At 56.1% G+C, this 18,819-nt stretch carries 23 protein-coding genes; 15 read left to right on the top strand and 8 right to left on the bottom strand.

Features of this window, described 5'->3' with window-relative positions; translation table 11 throughout:
• Window positions 1–6 precede the first annotated feature (6 nt).
• Window positions 7–441, top strand: coding sequence for a protoporphyrinogen oxidase HemJ (hemJ, locus tag WCX18_RS03150; RefSeq protein WP_345989497.1), 435 nt, complete (start codon window positions 7–9; stop codon window positions 439–441).
• On the opposite strand, the gene WCX18_RS03155 is transcribed toward hemJ, so the two are convergent.
• Window positions 438–1,373: a hypothetical protein gene (locus WCX18_RS03155; RefSeq protein WP_345989499.1), complete on the bottom strand. Its 936-nt coding sequence runs from the start codon at window positions 1,371–1,373 to the stop codon at window positions 438–440. The genes hemJ and WCX18_RS03155 overlap by 4 nt on opposite strands.
• A 145-nt stretch (window positions 1,374–1,518) precedes the next feature.
• Here WCX18_RS03155 and der point away from each other — a divergent pair, with 145 nt between their 5' ends.
• A complete protein-coding gene (gene der / locus WCX18_RS03160; protein WP_345989501.1) occupies window positions 1,519–2,937 on the top strand; it encodes a ribosome biogenesis GTPase Der in 1,419 nt (472 codons plus the stop codon).
• 3 nt (window positions 2,938–2,940) lie between these two features.
• On the opposite strand, the gene WCX18_RS03165 is transcribed toward der, so the two are convergent.
• Window positions 2,941–3,729 carry a UDP-2,3-diacylglucosamine diphosphatase gene (locus WCX18_RS03165; protein WP_345989502.1) on the bottom strand — a complete coding sequence of 263 codons (789 nt, stop codon included), beginning with the start codon at window positions 3,727–3,729 and terminating at the stop codon, window positions 2,941–2,943.
• Window positions 3,730–3,780: 51 nt separating this feature from the next.
• Between WCX18_RS03165 and WCX18_RS03170 the strand changes: the two genes are divergently transcribed.
• Window positions 3,781–4,932, top strand: a complete 1,152-nt coding sequence (locus WCX18_RS03170; protein WP_345989504.1) for a glycosyltransferase — start codon at window positions 3,781–3,783, stop codon at window positions 4,930–4,932.
• Window positions 4,933–5,090: 158 nt separating this feature from the next.
• Here WCX18_RS03170 and WCX18_RS03175 read toward each other — a convergent pair whose 3' ends face one another.
• On the bottom strand, window positions 5,091–5,687 hold the full coding sequence (locus WCX18_RS03175) for a peroxiredoxin (protein ID WP_345986151.1): 597 nt from the start codon (window positions 5,685–5,687) through the stop codon (window positions 5,091–5,093).
• A 411-nt stretch (window positions 5,688–6,098) separates the two neighbouring features.
• On the opposite strand from WCX18_RS03175, the gene metK reads away from it, so the two are divergent.
• The 9 genes from metK (at window position 6,099) to ovoA (ending at window position 13,639) form a co-directional block, all read left to right on the top strand.
• Window positions 6,099–7,256, top strand: a complete 1,158-nt coding sequence (gene metK / locus WCX18_RS03180) for a methionine adenosyltransferase (RefSeq protein ID WP_345989506.1) — start codon at window positions 6,099–6,101, stop codon at window positions 7,254–7,256.
• Between the two features lie 191 nt (window positions 7,257–7,447).
• Window positions 7,448–7,732 carry a 4Fe-4S dicluster domain-containing protein gene (locus tag WCX18_RS03185; RefSeq protein WP_345986153.1) on the top strand — a complete coding sequence of 95 codons (285 nt, stop codon included), beginning with the start codon at window positions 7,448–7,450 and terminating at the stop codon, window positions 7,730–7,732.
• 140 nt (window positions 7,733–7,872) lie between these two features.
• Complete coding sequence (gene ndk / locus WCX18_RS03190) at window positions 7,873–8,286, top strand: nucleoside-diphosphate kinase (RefSeq protein ID WP_345989508.1); 414 nt, start codon at window positions 7,873–7,875, stop codon at window positions 8,284–8,286.
• 5 nt (window positions 8,287–8,291) lie between these two features.
• The gene (locus WCX18_RS03195) at window positions 8,292–8,639 is read left to right on the top strand and encodes a hypothetical protein (protein ID WP_345989510.1); all 348 of its coding nucleotides are present in this window, start codon (window positions 8,292–8,294) and stop codon (window positions 8,637–8,639) included.
• A 21-nt stretch (window positions 8,640–8,660) separates the two neighbouring features.
• Window positions 8,661–8,810 carry a 50S ribosomal protein L32 gene (rpmF, locus tag WCX18_RS03200; protein ID WP_231020375.1) on the top strand — a complete coding sequence of 50 codons (150 nt, stop codon included), beginning with the start codon at window positions 8,661–8,663 and terminating at the stop codon, window positions 8,808–8,810.
• A complete protein-coding gene (plsX, locus tag WCX18_RS03205; RefSeq protein ID WP_345989512.1) occupies window positions 8,811–9,809 on the top strand; it encodes a phosphate acyltransferase PlsX in 999 nt (332 codons plus the stop codon).
• 3 nt (window positions 9,810–9,812) lie between these two features.
• On the top strand, window positions 9,813–10,817 hold the full coding sequence (locus WCX18_RS03210; protein ID WP_345989514.1) for a beta-ketoacyl-ACP synthase III: 1,005 nt from the start codon (window positions 9,813–9,815) through the stop codon (window positions 10,815–10,817).
• A gap of 195 nt (window positions 10,818–11,012) precedes the next feature.
• The gene (locus WCX18_RS03215; RefSeq protein ID WP_345989516.1) at window positions 11,013–11,477 is read left to right on the top strand and encodes an HIT domain-containing protein; all 465 of its coding nucleotides are present in this window, start codon (window positions 11,013–11,015) and stop codon (window positions 11,475–11,477) included.
• Window positions 11,478–11,527: 50 nt separating this feature from the next.
• Window positions 11,528–13,639, top strand: a complete 2,112-nt coding sequence (ovoA, locus tag WCX18_RS03220) for a 5-histidylcysteine sulfoxide synthase (protein ID WP_345989518.1) — start codon at window positions 11,528–11,530, stop codon at window positions 13,637–13,639.
• Here the strand turns inward: ovoA and WCX18_RS03225 are convergent.
• Complete coding sequence (locus tag WCX18_RS03225; RefSeq protein WP_345989519.1) at window positions 13,636–14,532, bottom strand: methylenetetrahydrofolate reductase; 897 nt, start codon at window positions 14,530–14,532, stop codon at window positions 13,636–13,638. The genes ovoA and WCX18_RS03225 overlap by 4 nt on opposite strands.
• A 62-nt stretch (window positions 14,533–14,594) precedes the next feature.
• Between WCX18_RS03225 and serB the strand changes: the two genes are divergently transcribed.
• The 3 genes from serB (at window position 14,595) to WCX18_RS03240 (ending at window position 15,951) form a co-directional block, all read left to right on the top strand.
• Window positions 14,595–15,218, top strand: a complete 624-nt coding sequence (gene serB / locus WCX18_RS03230; RefSeq protein ID WP_345989521.1) for a phosphoserine phosphatase SerB — start codon at window positions 14,595–14,597, stop codon at window positions 15,216–15,218.
• Entirely contained in the window at window positions 15,215–15,529 is a 315-nt protein-coding gene (locus WCX18_RS03235; RefSeq protein ID WP_345989523.1) for a hypothetical protein, read from the top strand. The genes serB and WCX18_RS03235 overlap by 4 nt, the downstream gene beginning before the upstream one ends.
• 86 nt (window positions 15,530–15,615) lie before the next feature.
• A complete protein-coding gene (locus tag WCX18_RS03240) occupies window positions 15,616–15,951 on the top strand; it encodes a c-type cytochrome (protein WP_345989525.1) in 336 nt (111 codons plus the stop codon).
• Between the two features lie 36 nt (window positions 15,952–15,987).
• Here WCX18_RS03240 and WCX18_RS03245 read toward each other — a convergent pair whose 3' ends face one another.
• The 4 genes from WCX18_RS03245 to rpsF form a co-directional block, all read right to left on the bottom strand.
• Complete coding sequence (locus tag WCX18_RS03245; RefSeq protein WP_345989526.1) at window positions 15,988–17,400, bottom strand: ankyrin repeat domain-containing protein; 1,413 nt, start codon at window positions 17,398–17,400, stop codon at window positions 15,988–15,990.
• 119 nt (window positions 17,401–17,519) lie between these two features.
• On the bottom strand, window positions 17,520–17,783 hold the full coding sequence (rpsR, locus tag WCX18_RS03250) for a 30S ribosomal protein S18 (RefSeq protein ID WP_231020385.1): 264 nt from the start codon (window positions 17,781–17,783) through the stop codon (window positions 17,520–17,522).
• A gap of 26 nt (window positions 17,784–17,809) precedes the next feature.
• Window positions 17,810–18,343: a single-stranded DNA-binding protein gene (locus WCX18_RS03255; RefSeq protein ID WP_345986165.1), complete on the bottom strand. Its 534-nt coding sequence runs from the start codon at window positions 18,341–18,343 to the stop codon at window positions 17,810–17,812.
• Window positions 18,344–18,362: 19 nt separating this feature from the next.
• Complete coding sequence (rpsF, locus tag WCX18_RS03260) at window positions 18,363–18,737, bottom strand: 30S ribosomal protein S6 (protein ID WP_345986166.1); 375 nt, start codon at window positions 18,735–18,737, stop codon at window positions 18,363–18,365.
• Window positions 18,738–18,819: the final 82 nt, after the last annotated feature.

Consider the following 18,819-nt stretch of genomic DNA (forward strand, 5'->3'; position numbering starts at 1 on the left):
CTATAGATGGAATACTATAACTGGATTCTCGCCTTTCACGTTATGAGCCTTATCAGCTGGATGGCCGTGCTGTTTTACCTGCCGCGTCTCTTTGTCTATCACACCGAACATGCGGGCAATGCCGGCTTCGTCGAGGTCGTCAAGATCCAGGAATACAAGATCTACCACTATATCGGCGTACCGGCGATGTGGGCAACGATCCTCAGCGGCGGAGCGATGATCGCGCTGAACCCCGGACTGTTTCAAAGCGGCGGCTGGTTGCACGCCAAACTGACGGCGGCCCTGCTGCTGATCGTCTACCACTTTACGCTCGGACGCTACAAAAAGCAGCTGGCCGAGGGGACGTGCACCAAAAGCGGGAAGTTCTTCCGCGCCTACAACGAGGTTCCGACCCTGCTGATGATCTTTATCGTCATCATGGTCATTATCAAGCCCTTCTAATTCTGCAGGGCTTCCGCCTCGGCGAGGCAGGCAAGTCCGAAGGCCTCCGCATCGGTTGCGGGGTCATACTCCAGGGTCTGTATGTTTCGGAGATGATCACTCTCGAGAATATGCTGCAAACGCTCCGTCAGGGGCGCGAGGTCCGCGACATGGGAATGCGGTGTCAGCAATGCGAATGAAACGGGTGAAAGCCGAAAAAGTTTCTCTTCCCTGCGGCAGCCGTTCTGCATATCCGTGACCAACCGTTTCAGACTCCTTCCGCGGACGGCATCTCTGGCAAAGATCATCAGCACGACGGAAAGCGGCGCATGCCCGCGCTGTGCACCCAGTGCATGTACCGTACACTCCTCGATGAATGCCTGGGCATTGTAGAGCCCGGTCTGGAGGTCTACGGACTGATGCCCCTCCAGATCGACACGGACATACCGGTAGATGAGGTAGAAGAGGTAGAGGATCAGCAGCGTGCCGAAAAGCCCCAGCATAAAGAGGGTGTTGAGCAGGCGGTCGCTTTTTGCTTTGATGACGTTATGCAGATCAAAGAGCGCATGGTTGCCGTGCAGCCAGCAGAGTTCACTCTGTTTTTTCAAAGACGTTTCCGACCACGCTGTTACCGTTTTGATGCGCTCCCAGCAGCGCTTTAATACTTGATAGCTGTCAGCCAGTGCCTGCTCCTCTCTGCCCGGGTTTAGGAGGACGGGATAGACATGTTCGGAGGATTGGAAAGCTTCATCGATCTCCAGCGCGATGCCTTCGCTGCTTGCGGGCTCTTTGATAAAACGCTGCATGGAGCCGCCGATGTACGTCAGGCGTTTGAGCAGTGCATCATCATCGTTTCGGCTGTCGACCTGGTAGGAGACGGTAAAGTATGCCATCGGCAGCAGCAGCAAAAGCATAATGGTAAAAACTGCCAGAAAATTGGAACGTTTATTCAAAGAGGCTCCTTTGAAATAAATCATATCCAAATCTAACAGTATTGACTATAATGGATTTGTGCTGCCTTTATCGTCAGCGCTTCGCGGTGAATACGGAGAGTGGACGGGAATGCGTTATAATTGCAAAAAATAAATTGGGATGTTGATGAAAAAACTAGCCATTATCGGTCGTCCGAACGTAGGGAAAAGCTCCTTTTTCAATCGTCTGCTGAAAGAACGGGATGCCATTACGTCGGAGATGGCGGGGACGACGCGCGACGTCAAAAAACGCGTTGCCACGGTCCTTGACCGGGAGGTAGAAGTGCTCGATACCGGCGGGCTCGACGAAGGAAGTGAACTTTTTGACAAGGTGCGCGAAAAGTCGATCGAGGCCGCCAAGCAGGCGGATATCATTCTGTTCATGGTCGACGGCAAGAACCTGCCGATCGAAGAGGACAAGAAACTCTTCCACGAACTCGAAGCGATGGGCAAAAGCATGGCCCTCGTCGTCAACAAGATCGATAACGACAAGATGAACGAGAAGGTGTGGGAGTACTACGAGTTCGGGACCCAGACCATCTTCGGCATCTCCGTCTCCCATAACCGCTCCATCAATCCGCTGCTCGAGTGGATCGGTAAACAGCTGCCTTACATCCCCAAGGCCGAGGAGCTGGCAGCGTCGGAGCCGGATATGATGGACGAGTTCGACGATTTGCTCGATGCGTACGTGGAGGATGAAGAAGAGAGCTCCATCTACGACGAAAACGACGAAATGAAAGAGAGCGACGAAGATCCGAACCATATCAATGTGGCGATCATCGGCCGGGTCAATGTCGGAAAGAGCTCCATGCTCAACGCCCTGCTGGGGGAAGAGCGTTCCGTCGTCAGCGACGTTGCCGGGACGACCATCGACCCCATCGACGAAACGATTGCACGCGATGATAAGACCATCACTTTTATCGATACGGCCGGTATCCGCAAACGCGGGAAGATCGAGGGGATCGAACGCTACGCCCTCTACCGGACGCGCACGATGCTCGAACGGGCCAATCTCGCCCTGCTGGTACTTGATGCTTCCGAGCCCTTCACGGACCTCGACGAGAAGATCGCCGGCCTCATCGACGAGAACCGTCTGGCCTGTATGATCGTGCTCAACAAATGGGACAAGGCGCCCAAAGAGGATTACGACAAGATCGTCCAGCAGGTGCGCGACCGCTTCAAGTTCCTGCACTACGCCCCGGTCATTACCGTTTCGGCACTGACGAAGCAGCGCATCCACAAGCTCTACGACATGATCATCCAGATCAACGACAACTATTCGCAGCGTATCACGACGTCGCGGCTCAACGAAGCGCTGGGCTTCGCGATGCGCAAACACCCGATCCCGTCGATGAACGGGCAGATGATCCGCATCTACTACGCCACGCAGTACGCGTCGCGCCCGCCGCAGATTGCGCTGATCATGAACAAGCCCAAGGGCCTGCACTTCACCTACCGCCGCTTCCTCGCCAACCAGCTGCGCGAGGCCTTCAATTTCGAGGGGACCCCGCTGCTCTTCAAAGCGAAGAAACGGGGCGAAAAGTAGGGCTCAGCCCGCGGCCAGAAGCAGCGGCTCCTCTTCGACCTGCTGCCGGTGGAAGTGCAGCAGTTTCCACTCCCCCTCCATCGTCTCCACCACTGCCGTACATGACTCTACCCAGTCGCCGCAGTTGAGGTAGTGTACCCCGTCGATATCCCGGTTCTCCGCTTTGTGGATGTGCCCGCAGATCACCCCGTCGAATTCCCGCCGCTTCGCCTCGGATACGAGGACCTGTTCGTAATCGTCAATGAACATGACCGCTTTTTTGACGCTCTGCTTGGCGAAGTTTGAAAGGGACCAGAACCGTTTGTACCCGATCAGGCTCCGGATACGGTTGATGGGTTTGTTGAGCTTGAGCAGCATCTCGTAGCTGATATCGCCGAACTTGGCCAGCCACTTCTTTGTCATCGTGATGCTGTCGAAAAAGTCGCCGTGGGTGACAAGGTACTCCCGCCCGTCGGCAGCGGTAAAGTGGTATTCGTTGGTGACCTCGATATTGTCCCCCAGGGTCAGGGGGAGAAAAGAACGGACAAATTCGTCGTGGTTGCCGAGCACGTAGACGATCCTGGTTCCCTTGCGGGCACGGCGCAGCAGCTTCTGAATGACATCCGAGTGCTCCTGCGGCCAGCTCCAGCGGCGGCGCAGCGCCCAACCGTCAATGATGTCGCCGACAAGAAAGAGGTGCTCGCATTCGAAATCGCGGAAAAATTCGAGCAGGGCGTCGGCCTGGGAGTGGCGGGACCCCAGGTGGATGTCGGAGAGAAAGACGGAACGGTATCGCGTGGCGCTGTTATCCATTTGTGTCACTTTGGTTTGGTTTGTGAAACCATACTCCACCATAATTGCGAAATGGATACAAAGGTATTACTGATCAGCGACACGGTCTACGACGCCAACGGGGTGTCGCGGTTTATCCAGGATATGGCGGCACAGTCGCGCCAAAGGGACGGCCGCTTCTCAGTCCTGAGCTCGTCCCCGCTGGGCGGGGAAACGTCCGAGAGCAATATCGTCAACATCCGGCCCTTCTGGTATGTCCGCATGCCTTTTTATAAAGAGCAGTACCTCACGATCGTACCGCCTTGGATGCAGATGTACCGCTACGTCAAAGCGGCCTCCCCGGACGTGATCCATATCTCGACGCCGGGGCCGCTTGGGATCTGCGCGATGCTCATTGCCAAGCGGTGCGCTATCCCCGTGGCGGGGACCTACCACACGGATTTTCCCTCCTATATCCGCAAGCAGATGAAGCTGGAGCTGGCTGAAGCGGTGACGCGGAGGTTCATGCGTTTCTTTTTTCAGCGCATGCAGCGGGTCTTCTCCAGGTCGCAGCACTACATGGGAGTGTTGGAAGATGAACTGAACATGGAAGCGAGGAAGTTGCGATTCCTGCCGCCGGGGAGCAATACGGAGCGTTTCTCGCTTCTTCACCGGGATGAATCGGTCTGGCCCCGATTTGACATCCGCTCCGACAGCCTGAAGATCCTCTACGTCGGGCGGCTCAGCGTCGAGAAGAACTTCCTCTTCGTCGTCGACCTTTTCGAAGCGCTTCAGCGCACCTGTGACCTGCCGCTTTCCCTGATCGTCGTCGGGGAGGGGACACTGTCCGAGAGCGTGAGCCGGCGGCGCAACAGCCATATCCATCTGCTGGGCCTGCAGGGCGGCCCGGACCTCTCCGCGCTTTATGCCTCATCGGACCTGATGCTCTTTGCCTCCGTCACCGAAACGCTGGGGCAGGTCGTGATGGAGGCCCAGGCTTCCGGGCTTCCCTGTATCGTCAGTGACCAGGGGGGCGTGACCGATACCGTTGAACACGGCCAAACAGGCTTCTGCCTCTCGGTGGAGGATAAGTCCGCATGGACGGAAGCAGCTTTGAAGCTTATTGCCGACAAAGGACTCCGTGAACGTATGGGCAGAGCGGCGCATGAAAAGATGCAGGGGCGTTCGATCGTACAGACCTATGAGCGCTTTATGCAGGCGCATGATGAAATCGTTAAACGTTAAATGTTGAGAGAAAGAGATAGGAGTTAAGAGCGCGTAGCGCGAGAGCTTTCCGCTGAGGAAAACTCGATATGCGCGCCCCGAGCGAAGCGAAGAAGTCCCCTTCGGGGGATTAGCGCAGTCGAAGGGGCGTTTGCTCCTCCGACGTACCGAAGATGTGCTTAGAGCTCTTCGGAGTGTTTTGCGAGGTATTCGGCAACACCGGCAGTGTCGGCTTTCATACCTTCGTCACCCTTGTTCCAGCCGGCCGGACAGACTTCGCCGTGCTCGTTGGTGAAGAGCATCGTATCGACCATACGCAGCATCTCGTCGATGTTACGGCCGAGCGGCAGGTCGTTGATGACCGCGTGGCGGACCGTACCGTCAGTGTCGATCAGGAAAGAGCCGCGCAGTGCAACGCCGCCGTCGAGCAGGACGTCGTATGCTTTGGAGATCTCTTTTGTCAGGTCAGCGACGAGCGGGTAGCGGACCTGGCCGATACCGCCGTTTTCAACCGGTGTGTTCTTCCACGCGAAGTGGCTGAACTGGGAGTCGACGGAGACGCCGATAACGTTGACGCCGCGATCCTGGAACTCCTGGAGACGGTGGTCAAATGCGATGATCTCAGACGGGCAGACGAAGGTGAAGTCCAGCGGGTAGAAGAAGAGAACAGTCCCTTTTTCGCCGAAGTTTTCGTAGAGGTTGAAGTTGTCGACGATCTGGTTGTCGCCGAGGACGGTAGTAGCGGTAAAGTCCGGTGCTTTTTGTGTAACGAGCATGTGTGAAACTCCTGTTTTTGGTCTAAACGCACGACTGAAACCATGTGGAACGTTTCAGCCGTGCGCTTAATGGTGCACATTCTATTCAAATACTCTTTTAAAAAAAATTATCCTTTAGAAAAGTCGGCGTCGCTTTAACATCACTTCAGCACAGCGTATCTGGTCTCGGTTATGCAAGCCTCCAGACGAAAGGTGCAAAGCAGGAATGGCTGCCATGCCAGTGCTCCCGGAAGCTTAAAAACGGCACATGCAAACCTTAAGACGCGTCTATATAGGGTTTTTAGAAGTGCCCTTTGGCTATACTTCCGTGATTTTTAGCTTTTTGCTATCTTTCATCAAACCTGGGCACCTCACAAGCTCCCCGAGATGACGGGGGTTTCTGAGGTGCCGATTTTACGATAAAGGAAAGATGTGTCTAAAGAGTATATTTTTACTTCCGAATCCGTTACTGAGGGACATCCGGACAAGATGGCCGACCAGATCAGCGATGCGATCCTAGACGATATTATTTCAAAAGACCTTACCGCCCATGTTGCCTGCGAGACCCTTGTTTCAAACGGGTTCTGTATTATCGCCGGCGAGCTGAAAACGCATGCGTACACCCCGATGCAGGATATCGTACGCCGTGTCGTCAAAGAGATCGGCTATACGGACTCCACCTACGGGTTCGATCACCGTTCTGCCGCGGTCCTCAATGCGATCGGCGAGCAGTCCCCGGAGATCGACCAGGGCGTCTCCCGCGAAGGCGGTGAGATCGGTGCCGGCGACCAGGGGCTGATGTTCGGGTACGCCTGCCGCGAAACCGACGTATTGATGCCGCTGCCGATCTATCTGGCACACCGCATTACCGAGCGTCTCGCCGAAGCGCGCAAAGAGGGGATTATCCCCTACCTGCGTCCCGACGGGAAGGCCCAGGTCAGTGTCCGTTACATTGACGGCAAACCAGTCAGCGTCGAAACGGTCGTTGTCTCGACCCAGCACCATGAGAACATCCCGCAGGAGCAGATCCACAAGGATGTCATCGAAATGGTCATCAAGCATGTTATCCCGGCCGATCTGCTCAGCGCGGATATCGTCTACCACATCAACCCGACCGGTTCCTTCGTTGTCGGGGGACCGCAGGGTGATGCCGGACTGACCGGCCGTAAGATCATCGTCGACACCTACGGCGGTTCCTGCCCGCACGGCGGCGGCGCGTTCAGCGGCAAAGACCCGACCAAGGTCGACCGCTCCGCGGCATACGCGGCGCGCTACGTGGCAAAGAACCTTGTCGCTGCAGGTGCCTGCGAGCGTGCGACGATCCAGGTTGCCTACGCCATCGGCGTCGTCGAGCCGATTTCGATCATGGTCGATACCCACGGCACGGCCGTCGTCTCCGAAGAGAAGATCGAGGCGTGCGTCCGCGAGCTTTTCGACCTGACACCGAAGGGCATTATCGAGACCCTCGATCTGCTGCGTCCGATCTACCGCAAAACAGCGGCATACGGCCATTTCGGCCGCGAACTCCCCGAATTTACCTGGGAGAAGACGGACAAAGCCGAAGCGATCCGCTCCTATCTCGGACTTTAAGCCGGGAAAGTACGGGAAAAGGCGGTGCCGAAAGGGTCGCTTTTCCCCGTCATACACGCCATTTCACCCCATTTACCTGTTACCAATCTTCAGCCTCTTTTTTGCCATCTCATTTCAGCCTGTTTTTTTAGGAATCATTAAAGTTCTTTCGCTAAACTTTTTCCACATCTACCATAATTGAAGGAGAAAATATGGCAGTTTTGATTAACGACACATGTATCAACTGCGGTGCCTGTATTGATGAATGCCCGGTTGAGGCGATCGTAGACGAGGATGATAACCCGACGGGTGAAGAGATCTACTACGTTTACGGTGACAAGTGTGTCGAATGTGTAGGCCATCACGATGAGCCTGCATGTGCGACAGCCTGCCCGACAGAGGGTTGTATCGTTTGGGACGCCGTCGGTGAAAGCCCTTCCAGCCGTGATGACATCACGGACGATATGCGCAATGACCACGTACCGGTTGTTGAGTAATCGATTCAAATAATGTACCCTTGCGCCTTCGGGCGCAACCCTTCTTCTACAATTCTCCCAAAAATTTCCCGTTTCATTAGAATCAGATCTTTTTTTTGCTATAATTCCACCCTATTTTTGACTACTATAGGAGATACCGAATGGAACAAACACTTTCCATCATTAAGCCGGATGCCGTAGCGAAGGGTGTTGTCGGCAAGATTCTTGATCGTTTTGAAAGCAATGGTCTGCGCGTTGCAGCGACGAAGATGCTTCAGCTTTCCCGCAAAGACGCTCAGGATTTCTATGCTGTTCACAAAGAGCGCCCTTTCTTTACTGACCTGGTTGAGTTTATGGTCAGCGGACCGGTGGTGGTCAGCGTTCTTGAAGGTGAAGACGCCGTAGCCAAAAATCGTGATCTGATGGGCGCGACGAACCCGCAGGAAGCAGCACCGGGCACGATCCGCGCTGATTTCGCGGAAAACATCGATGCCAACGCGGTTCACGGCAGCGACTCTCTTGAGAACGCTGAGATCGAAATTCGTTTCTTCTTCGCACAGAGAGAGATCTCCTAACGCAGATGAACATCCCGTTTCGTCGCATTACGGCCGACCCTCATCCTTTCGTTCTGGAGAAGAACGGCGTGCGGTTTGAGGGGACGCTTCGCAAGTATCGCAGCGGTCTGGTACTGCTCGAAGCGACGATGCAGGGGAGTCTTGACGTAGATTGCTATCTCTGCGGCGATTCCTTTGCTATAATGCCGGATGAAAAAGTCGAATTTCTGATTTCTGACGGTGTTTTTCATGGTCAGGATGAGACATATGATGTTGTCGAGATGCATGGCGATGCCATTGATCTTGACGAAGTGTTCGATTCGGAAATCGCTTTGATCGAAAGCGATTACCATGCCTGCCCCAAATGCAGGTAATCTACAAAGAAAGGAAATAACATGGCAGTACCTAAGAGACGCGTATCTCACACGCGTGCAGCAAAACGCCGCACCCACTACAAAATCAAACTGGCACGTCCGGTCAAAGACAGTGACGGCACCTACAAAATGCCGCACCATGTCAATCCGACTACCGGCGAGTATAAATAATTGAAGGTCAAAATCGCGATTGACGCGATGGGTGGGGACTTCGGTCCCGAGCCTATTGTCAAAGGAACGATTGAGGCACTGAAGCATTACCGTTTTGAGCCGATCCTTGTCGGAAAGAAAGAGGAGATTTTGCCTTTGATTCCGGGCGGGTTCAAAGACAAGATTTCGATTGTCGAAGCGGCGGATGTCATCGCGATGTCCGATGCGGCGACCGATGCGCTCAAGCGCAAAGAGAGCTCCATCTTCAAAGCGGTTGAACTCGTGCGCAACGGCGAGGCGGACGGTGTCGTTTCCGCCGGACACAGCGGGGCGACAATGTCCGTGGCGACCCTGCGCCTGGGACGCCTCAAGCATGTCCTGCGTCCGGCACTGGTCACCCTGATGCCGAACAAGAAGAAAAAGCGCACCGTGCTCCTGGACGTCGGCGCCAATGTCGACTGCAAACCTGAGCACCTGGCGCAGTTTGCCGTGATGGGAAGCTGTTACGCACACGATATGTGGGCGATCAACCTTCCGACCGTCGGTCTGCTGGCCAACGGCGAGGAGGAGACCAAGGGCAACGACGTCACCAAGGGCGCTTTCCAGCGCCTTCGGACGATGGAAGGGTTCGTCGGCAACGTCGAGGGACGCGATATCTTCAACGGTACCGTTGACGTTGTCGTATGCGACGGTTTTATCGGGAACCTCGTTCTCAAATCTTCCGAGGGGGTCGCCAGTACGATTACCCACCTGATCAAGGACTATATCCGCAAATCCCCCATCGCGATTACGGGGGCGCTGCTGATGCGCAAGGTCTTCAAGCTCCTGAAAAAGGAGCTCGATTACGCCGAAGTCGGCGGGGCGCCGCTGATCGGGGTCAAGGGGTGTGCGATCGTCAGCCACGGCAAAAGCAACTCCAAAGCGATTAAAAACGCGATCAAACAGGCGATCGACTTTGTCGACACAGGCGTCAACGTTCATATTGAACGGGCCCTGGATGACGCCGTCAACAAAGGATAATCCATGTACGCAGCTTTTCGTTCCATCGGGGCATACGTCCCCGAACGCATTCTGACCAACGCCGATCTGGAAAAAATGGTCGATACGTCCGACGAGTGGATTACGAAGCGTACCGGTATCAAAGAGCGCCATATTGCAGCGGAGAACGAGTTTACCAGCGATATGGGTGCCAAAGCGGCTGCACAGGCGATTGAGCGTGCAGGGATTGCCAAAGAGGATATCGACCTCGTGATCTGTGCGACGATTTCGCCGGACTACTTCAACATGCCTTCAACCGCCACGATTATCTCGGCGAAACTGGGACTGCCGCAGGTGATGGCCTTCGATATCTCCGCGGCCTGTACAGGGTTCGTCTATGTCGTGAGCATGGCCAAGGCCTTTATCGAGTCGGGGATGAAGAAGAATGTGCTCGTCATCGGGGCGGAGAAACTCAGCGCCATCACCGACTACACGGACCGCACCACCTGTATCCTCTTCGGTGACGGTGCAGGCGCGGCGGTGATCAGTGCGACAGAGAACAAAGCCGAAGCGATCCTCGATGTACACACGGGGGCAGACGGCACCTACGCTGACCTGCTGATGACGCCGAACGGCGGAACAGGCTCTGCCCACGACGCCCTGGACGCGGAAGCCCAGACCGGCTGCTTCATGCAGATGAAAGGGAACGAGACCTTCAAGGTCGCTGTCCGCACCCTGACCAACGACGTCAAGGCGATCCTGGCCGAAAACAATATGAGTGCCGACGATGTCAAACACTTCGTACCGCACCAGGCGAACTACCGCATCATCAAAGCCGTCGGTGACGCCTTGAACCTGCGCGACGAGCAGGTCGTGCTGACGGTCCATAAATACGGCAATACGTCCGGATCATCCATTCCCATCGCGATCAACGACCTTTATGAGAGCGGCAAGCTTGAAAAAGGCGATATGATGCTGCTCGATGCCTTCGGCGGCGGACTGACATGGGGAAGCGCCCTGGTTCCGTTTGCGGGACCGGCATCCGTGTGATATAATCCCCGGGACACCGGACAGGAAAGAGGCTTATGGTTTACGCAGCGATCGGACTTTCACTACTCTTTGTATTTCTGCTCATTGCGTTTAACGTCCGTTCAAACCACTGGCGTAACCGCCGCAAAAATCAGCGCCGCGAGGTTCCTGACCGCCGCGTGAACAAAGGGCGCCGCAAACGCAACAATCTCGACCATGAGAGCAGCCTTCCCGACCGCCGTCACGGTGGAGATCGCCGCGTCGGACCGGAAACCCGCCGTCACAAAAAGCGCCGCGCGGAAGACCACCTTGGCCACAGTTGACCTCCCCCTTCTTTTCATAGAGATCCACGACAGCGAAATACCGTGGCTGAAGATCTTCGTGCGCCGCAGCGTACGCGAATTCAGCGAATGCACGGCTGTTGAGAAAACGGCGATCTGGGACGCCCTTGACGTGATCGAGCGGGAGATGCTTGACTACTACCGCCCCGAAAAAATCAATATCGCCTCTTTCGGCAATATGCTTCCGCAGGTACACTGGCACATTATGGCCCGTTTCAAAGAGGACAGCTACTTCCCCGAGCCCATGTGGGGGCCGAGGCAGCGCGAAGGTGTGCTCGCGCTGCCGCCGATGGAGCCTTTCCTCGAAAACCTGCGCCGTAAACTCCTCCCCGAATCCTGACTTCATCCCTTTTTTGTTAGAATAGGACGAAAACGAAATAAAGGATAGTTTTGCACCGTTTTCACTCCTATCCGGTCAGACTGGACGGTACGGACCCGAAGGGGACGCGTGAGGCGATCCGTCATGATTTCCTAGCAGCTTTTTCACTTTTTGAATCCCTCTTCGACCTGTTGAAAGATGAGCGCGTCTTTTACCGCCACTCCGAACCGACCCGCCATCCTATGATCTTCTATTTCGGGCACACGGCAACTTTCTATATCAATAAACTCGTGCTCGCGAAAGTGATCGATAAGCGTATCAACCCGGAGTTTGAATCACTCTTCGCGATCGGCGTGGACGAGATGGCCTGGGACGATATGGACAATGCACGCTATCACTGGCCGGCTGTCGATGCGGTCCGGGCGTACCGTGACAGGGTCAATGCACTGGTGCTGGAGCTGATCGATACGCTTCCGCTGCAGCTGCCCATAACGCAGGTGAGCCCCTGGTGGGTCATCCTGATGGGGATTGAACACGAACGCATCCATATCGAAACGTCCAGCGTGCTGCACCGCCAGATGCCGCTGGAGTTGGTCAAACCGTCCGCCGCTTTTCGCTATTGCGAGGAGTACGGTGATGCACCGGAAAACGGCATGGTTACCATCACAGGCGCGACGGTCCATCTGGGCAAAATGAAATCGGACCCTTATTACGGCTGGGATAACGAATACGGAAGTGCAGCGGAAACCGTGGCGGATTTCCGGGCATCAAGGATGCTGGTCAGCCACGGGGAGTACCTCGCTTTCGTCGAAGCGGGCGGGTATGAAAATGCGGCATACTGGGACGAGGAGGGCGCGGCCTTCCTCGAACGCAGCGGTGTCAAACATCCCCCCTTCTGGGTATTAAAGGAAGGGGGCGGCTACAGCCTCCGGCTGCTCGACCGGGAGATCGATCTGCCGATGAACTGGCCGGTGGAGGTGAACTGCCTCGAGGCGCAGGCTTTCTGCCGTTTCAAAAGCGCGCGGGAGAAGCGCCATTTCCGTCTGCCGACCGAAGCCGAGTGGGTGAGGATGCTTGAAATGTCCGACGTGCTGGACGGCGAACGGTTTGACGATGCCAAGGCGAATGTCAATTTCAACCACTTCGCCTCCTCCGTTCCCGTCGACACCTTCTTGCAGGGCGATCTGTACGACGTCGCCGGGAACGTCTGGCAGTGGACGTCGACCCCCATTGACGGTTACGAAGGGTTCGAACCGCATCCGGTCTACGACGACTTTTCGCTGCCGACTTTCGATGGCAAGCACAACCTGATCAAGGGCGGATCGTGGGCCTCGACGGGGAACGAGACCCTGCGGCACTCCCGTTACGCCTTTCGCCGTCACTTCTACCAGCACGCGGGCTTTCGTTACGTCGAGGCCGACGCCCTGACCGAAAGCATGCCGGGGAATATCTATGAAACGGACAGCCTTGTGGCGCAGTACTGCGAATTCCAGTACGGGCCGGAATATTTAGGCGTGAAGAACTTTGCGCGCAGCTGCGCGGAGTACGCCATCGCTTTCACTGCTTCCACCCCCCGGAAACGGGCGCTGGATCTCGGATGTGCGACGGGACGTGCCGCTTTCGAACTGGCGCGGGTCTTCGACGACGTCACCGGGGTCGACTTCTCGGCCCGCTTCATCCAGGTCGCGGCGGCGCTGAAAGAACGGGGTGAGATCGCCTATGAAAGGGTAGAAGAGGGTGATGTGACGACCCGCCAGATCCACACGCTCGAAGCGTTCGGCCTGCAGGAAGCGGCTCGCAACGTGCAGTTCTGGCAGGGGGATGCCTGCAATCTCAAGGCGCATTTCGTCGGCTACGACCTGATCATGGCGACCAACCTGATCGACCGCCTCTATGAACCGGAGCGCTTTCTAGGCACGGTGCATGAACGGCTCAACGAAAAGGGAATCCTCGTGCTGACATCACCCTATACCTGGCTGGAAGAGTATACGCAAAAGCCGAACTGGATAGGCGGCTATTATGACAAGGAGGGGAAGGCGGTCGACGGGCTTACGGGGCTCAAAGCAATCCTCTCAGCGCATTTCGAGCTGCTGGAGAGCTTTGACGTTCCCTTCGTGATCCGCGAGACGGCGCGCAAATACCAGCATACGCTCTCGCAGATGAGCGTCTGGAAAAAACGCTAAGCCAGTAATTCGGCCGCGACTTCGAACTGGTTGGCCATCATGAGGTGCACTTTCGGGTGCAGGGCCATGATGTCATCGAAGAGCTGCTTGCTTAGGTCGAAGCCGATCTTGTAGGCGTCGTCCGCATCCTTCGCGCCGCCGAGGGCTTCGAGCCAGGAGGGCGGGACGTGGATCCCCGGGACATGGGCATCAAGGAACTGGGCCGTGCGCAGTTTCGTAATGGGGAAGAGCCCGAGGACAAGTTGGGCGGATGTGCCGTGTCTCCTGTTGGCGTCCTCCATGAGTTCGAGCAGAACCTTCGCATTGTCGAGGTCGAAAACCGGCTGCGTGATGATGCCCTGCGCCCCGTGCTCGACTTTTTTGGCCATCTTCTTGTAGAGGCTTTTGGGATTGCGGGCAAAGGAGTTGACGACGGCAAAGGGGAGAATCGGCTGGGGGGCGACGGTGAAGGCTTTGCCTTCCAGGTCGGTGCCTGCATTAAAAGCGGCGATGATGTCCAGCAGAAGCGTGCTGTCGCTTTCAAACACCCCTTTTGCCTCTCTCTGGTCGGAGTTCTTGGCCGGGTCTCCGGTGAGGGCCAGGATGGCGCGGACGCCGGCCTCGTTGGCGCCGAGCAGGTCGCTTTGCAGGGCGATGCGGTTGCGGTCGCGCATGCTCATGGTCGCCAGGACCGGTTTGCCGAAGCGCTGCTGCATAAGTGCGGCGGCGAAGAGGGCGTTGTATTTCAGTTTTGCCAGGGGGTTGTCGGTCGTGCTGAACGCATCGACCCGTTCAGGCAGACCGAGGGCTTCGAGCGTGTCGATGACGGGGGCAAAGGAGGCGGAGTGCGACGGTGTCGTCTCGAGACTGACATAGCGTCCGTTTTTTAGCTTTGCTTCCAGTGCGTCAAACACGATTTACCCCTGCGGTGCGATATAATGGCGCCATTATAACCAAGCGAGCGTAAAGGAGAGATATGCGGCTATGTGTGTTTGATTTTGACTCGACGTTGATGGACGGAGAGACCATCGATTTTTTTGCCGAGGCGCTGGGAATCGGCGAAGAGGTCGCCGCCATCACGGAGCGGGCCATGAACGGGGAGCTTGACTTCTTCGAGAGCCTTCAGCAGCGCGTCAAGCTGCTCAAAGGGCTGGATGTGGAGACCGTCGAGCGCATCAGCCGCAATCTTCCCTATATGCCGGGTGCCAAAGAGACGATCGCGGCATTGAAAGCCGAGGGGATCACCGTGGTCTGTTTCAGCGGCGGGTTCCGGACGGCGACCTCCTATGCCAAAGATATCCTCGGCTTTGACGCGGACTTCTCCAATGCGTTGCACGCCAAAGAGGGCAAACTGACCGGCGAAGTCGGCGGGGATATGATGTTCAACTGGTCCAAAGGGGATATGCTCGTGCGGTTGCAGGAGCTGCTCAAGGTGACACCGGAGGAGACGATGGTGGTCGGGGACGGTGCCAACGACATCAGCATGTTCGCGCATGCCGGCACACGGGTCGCTTTCTGTGCGAAACCGGTTTTGAAAGAGGCGGCGAACATTATCATCGACACCAAAGATCTCCGCGAGATCCTGGGACGGCTCGTATGAATCTCTGGGAACGTTACAACGAAGAACAGCTGCTGGGCGCCGCCCTTTCAGAGCTGACCGGCCTGCCGCTGATGCAGTGCGAGGAGAAAACGCTTTTCGAAGTGCTCAAGCGCCACCTGACACGCAAAGAGCTGCGCAGCTGGGTAATGGCCCGGGGCGGTGCCGATACGGCAGCAATCAGCGCGGAGACCGGACTGAATGACGAAGCGATAGGCAAGGCCGTTCATAAAGCTGCCAAAAAGATACGACAGCCCAAACTCCGCAGTGAATTCCAGCAGCTTCTGGCGAACCTGGAAGCGGAGTATGAATAACGGAGAATGTTAAGTTTTCTTTATCTTTCGTTCAGGCTGTCGTGATAGAATTGTGTTACTCTAACGGTTTAGGAGGGATGGCAAGAATGAAAAAATCACTATCGGCCCTGTTGGGCGCGGCGCTGCTTCTGGGTACCTTTTCGACAGCGGCGAATGCCGATGTCAAACGGGGGCAGAAAGCCTATTTGAAAAAGTGTAAACGCTGCCACGGCAACGGCACCAAAGGGGCCGCGATGAAGACCCAGAAAGAGTGGGCGGATGCGTTTGCGGATGATGCGGCGCTTTTTAAGGCGTGGCACAAAGATGACGCGAAAGCGATGCAGTACATCAACAGCAGCCGTTTCGGAAAAGATGCACCGAATCTCAAGGATTTCCTCTACGAATACGGTTCCGATTCCGGCAACGTTCCCTCCTGCGGCTGACGCATAACCGCCGTCCTTTCGGGACGGTTTTTCTCCCTACTCCGACGCTTCGTCACTGTTGATCTCGATCGCACCATACTCCTGCAGCAGTTCGACAATACGTCTGCGCTGATGTTTCTGCGCGATGCGCATGGCACTCATCCCCTGCGGCGAGATACGGTTGACGTCGCAGCCGCATTCGCACAGGAAACGGCAGACGTCGATGTGGTTGTAGTAGACGGCCAGCATCAGGGCGCTCCAGCCGTAGTGATCGATCCGGTCGATGTCCGCATAGTTGCTGATAAGGACTTCGACCGCGGACTGCCGTCCCATCGATGCGGCGACCATCAGGGCCGTGCGCCCGTTCTTGTCGGTATAGTTGACATCGCTTCCGAGCTGCATCAGCAGGCGAAGATGTTTTTTGATCCCCTCATCCTGGCGCCGGGCCACGGTGTGAAAAAGCGGGGTCCACCCCGCGCGGTTCGTGGGGATATCGGTGTGCGCACCGCGGTCAAGCATGACCCGGAACAGGCGGCGGTAGCTGTCGGCGATTTCGGGGTAGGTTTCGATCCCGCGGTGCACCAGCGTGAGCGGGGTGTGGAGGCCGTCATGGGTCAGGATATTCGCCCCGTGGCGGATCAGCGCGGCGGCGCCATCGGGATTGCCGTTGCGCAGGGCAATGGTGAGGGCCGTGGCATGGTTGTCGGTGCGGTGCTCCAGGGTGGGGTAGCGCAGCAGCAGCTTTTCCAGGAGCCGGACGAACTTCGGGTGGGAGGCGGCAATGATGACCGGCGTGATGCCGTGCAGGTCCCCGGCGTCGATGAAGAGCCCCTTGTTGAGCAGGTAGGTGACCAGTTTCGGGTTATTCCCGAAGACGGCGTGGTGCAGCAGGGTCCGGTTTTGGGCATCGCGTCTGGAGAGTTCCATCGGTGTGGCCTCGGCATTGACGATGGCGTAAAGGTTGCCGTTGGAGGCCAGGTCAAAGAGGTCCGGTTCCGCCGGGAGGTCGAAAACCGGGCGCACCTCTTCAAGCAGGGAGAGAAGCGTTTTGCTTTTCTGGGCCTTGGCGATCGCTGTCGGGGTGACGCCTTCACTGTTTTCCGTGTGCGGACGGGCACCGTACTGCAGCAGCTGCAATACGATTTCCGGATCGCCGAGCTTGACGGCGACATGCAGGGGGGTCTCAAGCTCACGGTCCGCGAGGTTGGGGTTGGCACCGTGCAGCAGGAGAGACTCGACGATCCGTGTACGCTGGAACATGACGGCCATCATCAGGGGCGGACGGTGGCCGAACGCATGGTAGTCGACATCGAACCCCTCTTCGATCATGGACAGCAGGGTGGCTTTGTCGTCGCTGCGGATGGCATTGAAAAAAGCCTCGCTCTTGTGCTCGATGATCTCTCCGGCAGTGGGGTCGTAGAGATGCGTCCCCAAAAGCATGGCACTGTGCAGACGCTCCATAAAGGGCATAACGGCTCCTGCAATTGAATGGATTTTGTTCTATCCTATCATAAAAGTGTAAAAGGGGATTGAAGAAATAGGTGAAAAAATGGGCTTAAAGCTCCGAAGCGGGTGCTTCGGAAGTGAAATTACTTGATAATTTCGAACGGGTTGACGACAACTTCCTTGCGGGAAATTGTGTACGGGATGATCGCTGCGGAGCGTGCACGCTTGATGGCGATCGTAACCATGTCCTGGTGGCGCTTGCAGTTACCTGTCAGGCGGCGCGGCATGATTTTGTAGCGCTCAGAGAGTGAGTGCTTGAGGCTAGAAGCGTCTTTGTAGTCGATGAAGTCGACTTTCGCTTCACAGTATTTGCAATAACGTTTTTTATATTTGCGTTTTTCTGCCATGGTTTTTTTCCTTGCTGTCTATTATTCTAGAATGGGATTTCGTCTTCGTCGATATCGATTTCCGGAATCGTGTTCTCCGGCATCTGCTGTTTCGGCGGCTGGTAGGCGTTCTGCGGCTGCGGCTGCTTCGGCGGGTTGTAGCCCTGCTGCGGTGCATTGTAGCCCTGGGAACTCGGGGCGTTGTAGCCGCCGTTGCCCGTCGGGGCACCGTAGCCTCCCTGCTGTTCCATGTCGCCGCGTCCGTCGAGCATTTTCATCTCTTCGACGTTGACGGAATGCTTCGAGCGTTTCTGCCCGTTCTGATCGGTCCACTGTTCAAGCATCAGTCTGCCTTCGACGAGGACTTTGCTCCCCTTGCGAAGGTACTGGTTTGCGATCTCGCCGCTGCGGCCGAAAAAGGTGATATCGATGAACATCGTTTCATCGACCATTTCGCCGCTCTGTTTCTTGAACTTGCGGTTGGTCGCAATGCCGGTTTTGGCGATGGCCATACCGCCTTGCGTGTAGCGCAGCTCAATGTCGCGTGTAAGATTGCCTACCAGGATGACTTTGTTGAACATGTGGAAACTCTCCTACTGCTTAAGAAGCGGCGCTCTCGCTGCTCTCTTCGGTTTTTGCCGGCTGTTTTGTCTTCTCGACCATATCGTTCCATGCTTTGACTTCGCGCTTGGAATCGTATTTGATCGTGACGAAACGGAGGAGTTCCTCGTTGATGCGGAAGCGGCGTTCGATCTCCGCGATCGCAGACGGCTCGATCGTATAATAGACAACGTGGAAGTAACCACGCGGGCTTTTTTCAATCGGGTAGGCCATTTTGCGCATACCCATCTCGTCGCGTGCTACGATTTGGCCACCGTTTTCAGTGATGACTTCTTCGATCGCAGCGATGCTGTTTTTGATCTCTTCTTCTGTCAGGGTCGGTTTGACGATGACAAGGTTTTCGTAATGTCTCATGTAGAGTATTTCTCCTTATGGTTTCATCCCTTATGGATCTCGGTCACGGGTCATCCCGCGCGATAATATGCAGTGCGTCGCA

Source organism: Sulfurimonas sp. HSL1-2, from assembly GCF_039645565.1.
Taxonomy (GTDB): domain Bacteria; phylum Campylobacterota; class Campylobacteria; order Campylobacterales; family Sulfurimonadaceae; genus Thiomicrolovo; species Thiomicrolovo zhangzhouensis.

Excerpts from the sequence above, each read along its gene's own strand:
- hemJ (WP_345989497.1), top strand. The coding sequence starts at position 7 with ATGGAATACTATAACTGGATTCTCGCCTTTCACGTTATGAGCCTTATC.
- WCX18_RS03245 (WP_345989526.1), bottom strand. The coding sequence starts at position 17,400 with ATGCCCTTTATGGAGCGTCTGCACAGTGCCATGCTTTTGGGGACGCAT.
- WCX18_RS03170 (WP_345989504.1), top strand. The coding sequence starts at position 3,781 with ATGGATACAAAGGTATTACTGATCAGCGACACGGTCTACGACGCCAAC.
- rpsR (WP_231020385.1), bottom strand. The coding sequence starts at position 17,783 with ATGGCAGAAAAACGCAAATATAAAAAACGTTATTGCAAATACTGTGAA.
- der (WP_345989501.1), top strand. The coding sequence starts at position 1,519 with ATGAAAAAACTAGCCATTATCGGTCGTCCGAACGTAGGGAAAAGCTCC.
- WCX18_RS03215 (WP_345989516.1), top strand. The coding sequence starts at position 11,013 with ATGAGAGCAGCCTTCCCGACCGCCGTCACGGTGGAGATCGCCGCGTCG.
- WCX18_RS03175 (WP_345986151.1), bottom strand. The coding sequence starts at position 5,687 with ATGCTCGTTACACAAAAAGCACCGGACTTTACCGCTACTACCGTCCTC.
- WCX18_RS03195 (WP_345989510.1), top strand. The coding sequence starts at position 8,292 with ATGAACATCCCGTTTCGTCGCATTACGGCCGACCCTCATCCTTTCGTT.
- WCX18_RS03210 (WP_345989514.1), top strand. The coding sequence starts at position 9,813 with ATGTACGCAGCTTTTCGTTCCATCGGGGCATACGTCCCCGAACGCATT.
- WCX18_RS03165 (WP_345989502.1), bottom strand. The coding sequence starts at position 3,729 with ATGGATAACAGCGCCACGCGATACCGTTCCGTCTTTCTCTCCGACATC.
- WCX18_RS03255 (WP_345986165.1), bottom strand. The coding sequence starts at position 18,343 with ATGTTCAACAAAGTCATCCTGGTAGGCAATCTTACACGCGACATTGAG.
- ndk (WP_345989508.1), top strand. The coding sequence starts at position 7,873 with ATGGAACAAACACTTTCCATCATTAAGCCGGATGCCGTAGCGAAGGGT.
- serB (WP_345989521.1), top strand. The coding sequence starts at position 14,595 with ATGCGGCTATGTGTGTTTGATTTTGACTCGACGTTGATGGACGGAGAG.
- rpmF (WP_231020375.1), top strand. The coding sequence starts at position 8,661 with ATGGCAGTACCTAAGAGACGCGTATCTCACACGCGTGCAGCAAAACGC.
- WCX18_RS03235 (WP_345989523.1), top strand. The coding sequence starts at position 15,215 with ATGAATCTCTGGGAACGTTACAACGAAGAACAGCTGCTGGGCGCCGCC.
- WCX18_RS03185 (WP_345986153.1), top strand. The coding sequence starts at position 7,448 with ATGGCAGTTTTGATTAACGACACATGTATCAACTGCGGTGCCTGTATT.
- rpsF (WP_345986166.1), bottom strand. The coding sequence starts at position 18,737 with ATGAGACATTACGAAAACCTTGTCATCGTCAAACCGACCCTGACAGAA.
- WCX18_RS03240 (WP_345989525.1), top strand. The coding sequence starts at position 15,616 with ATGAAAAAATCACTATCGGCCCTGTTGGGCGCGGCGCTGCTTCTGGGT.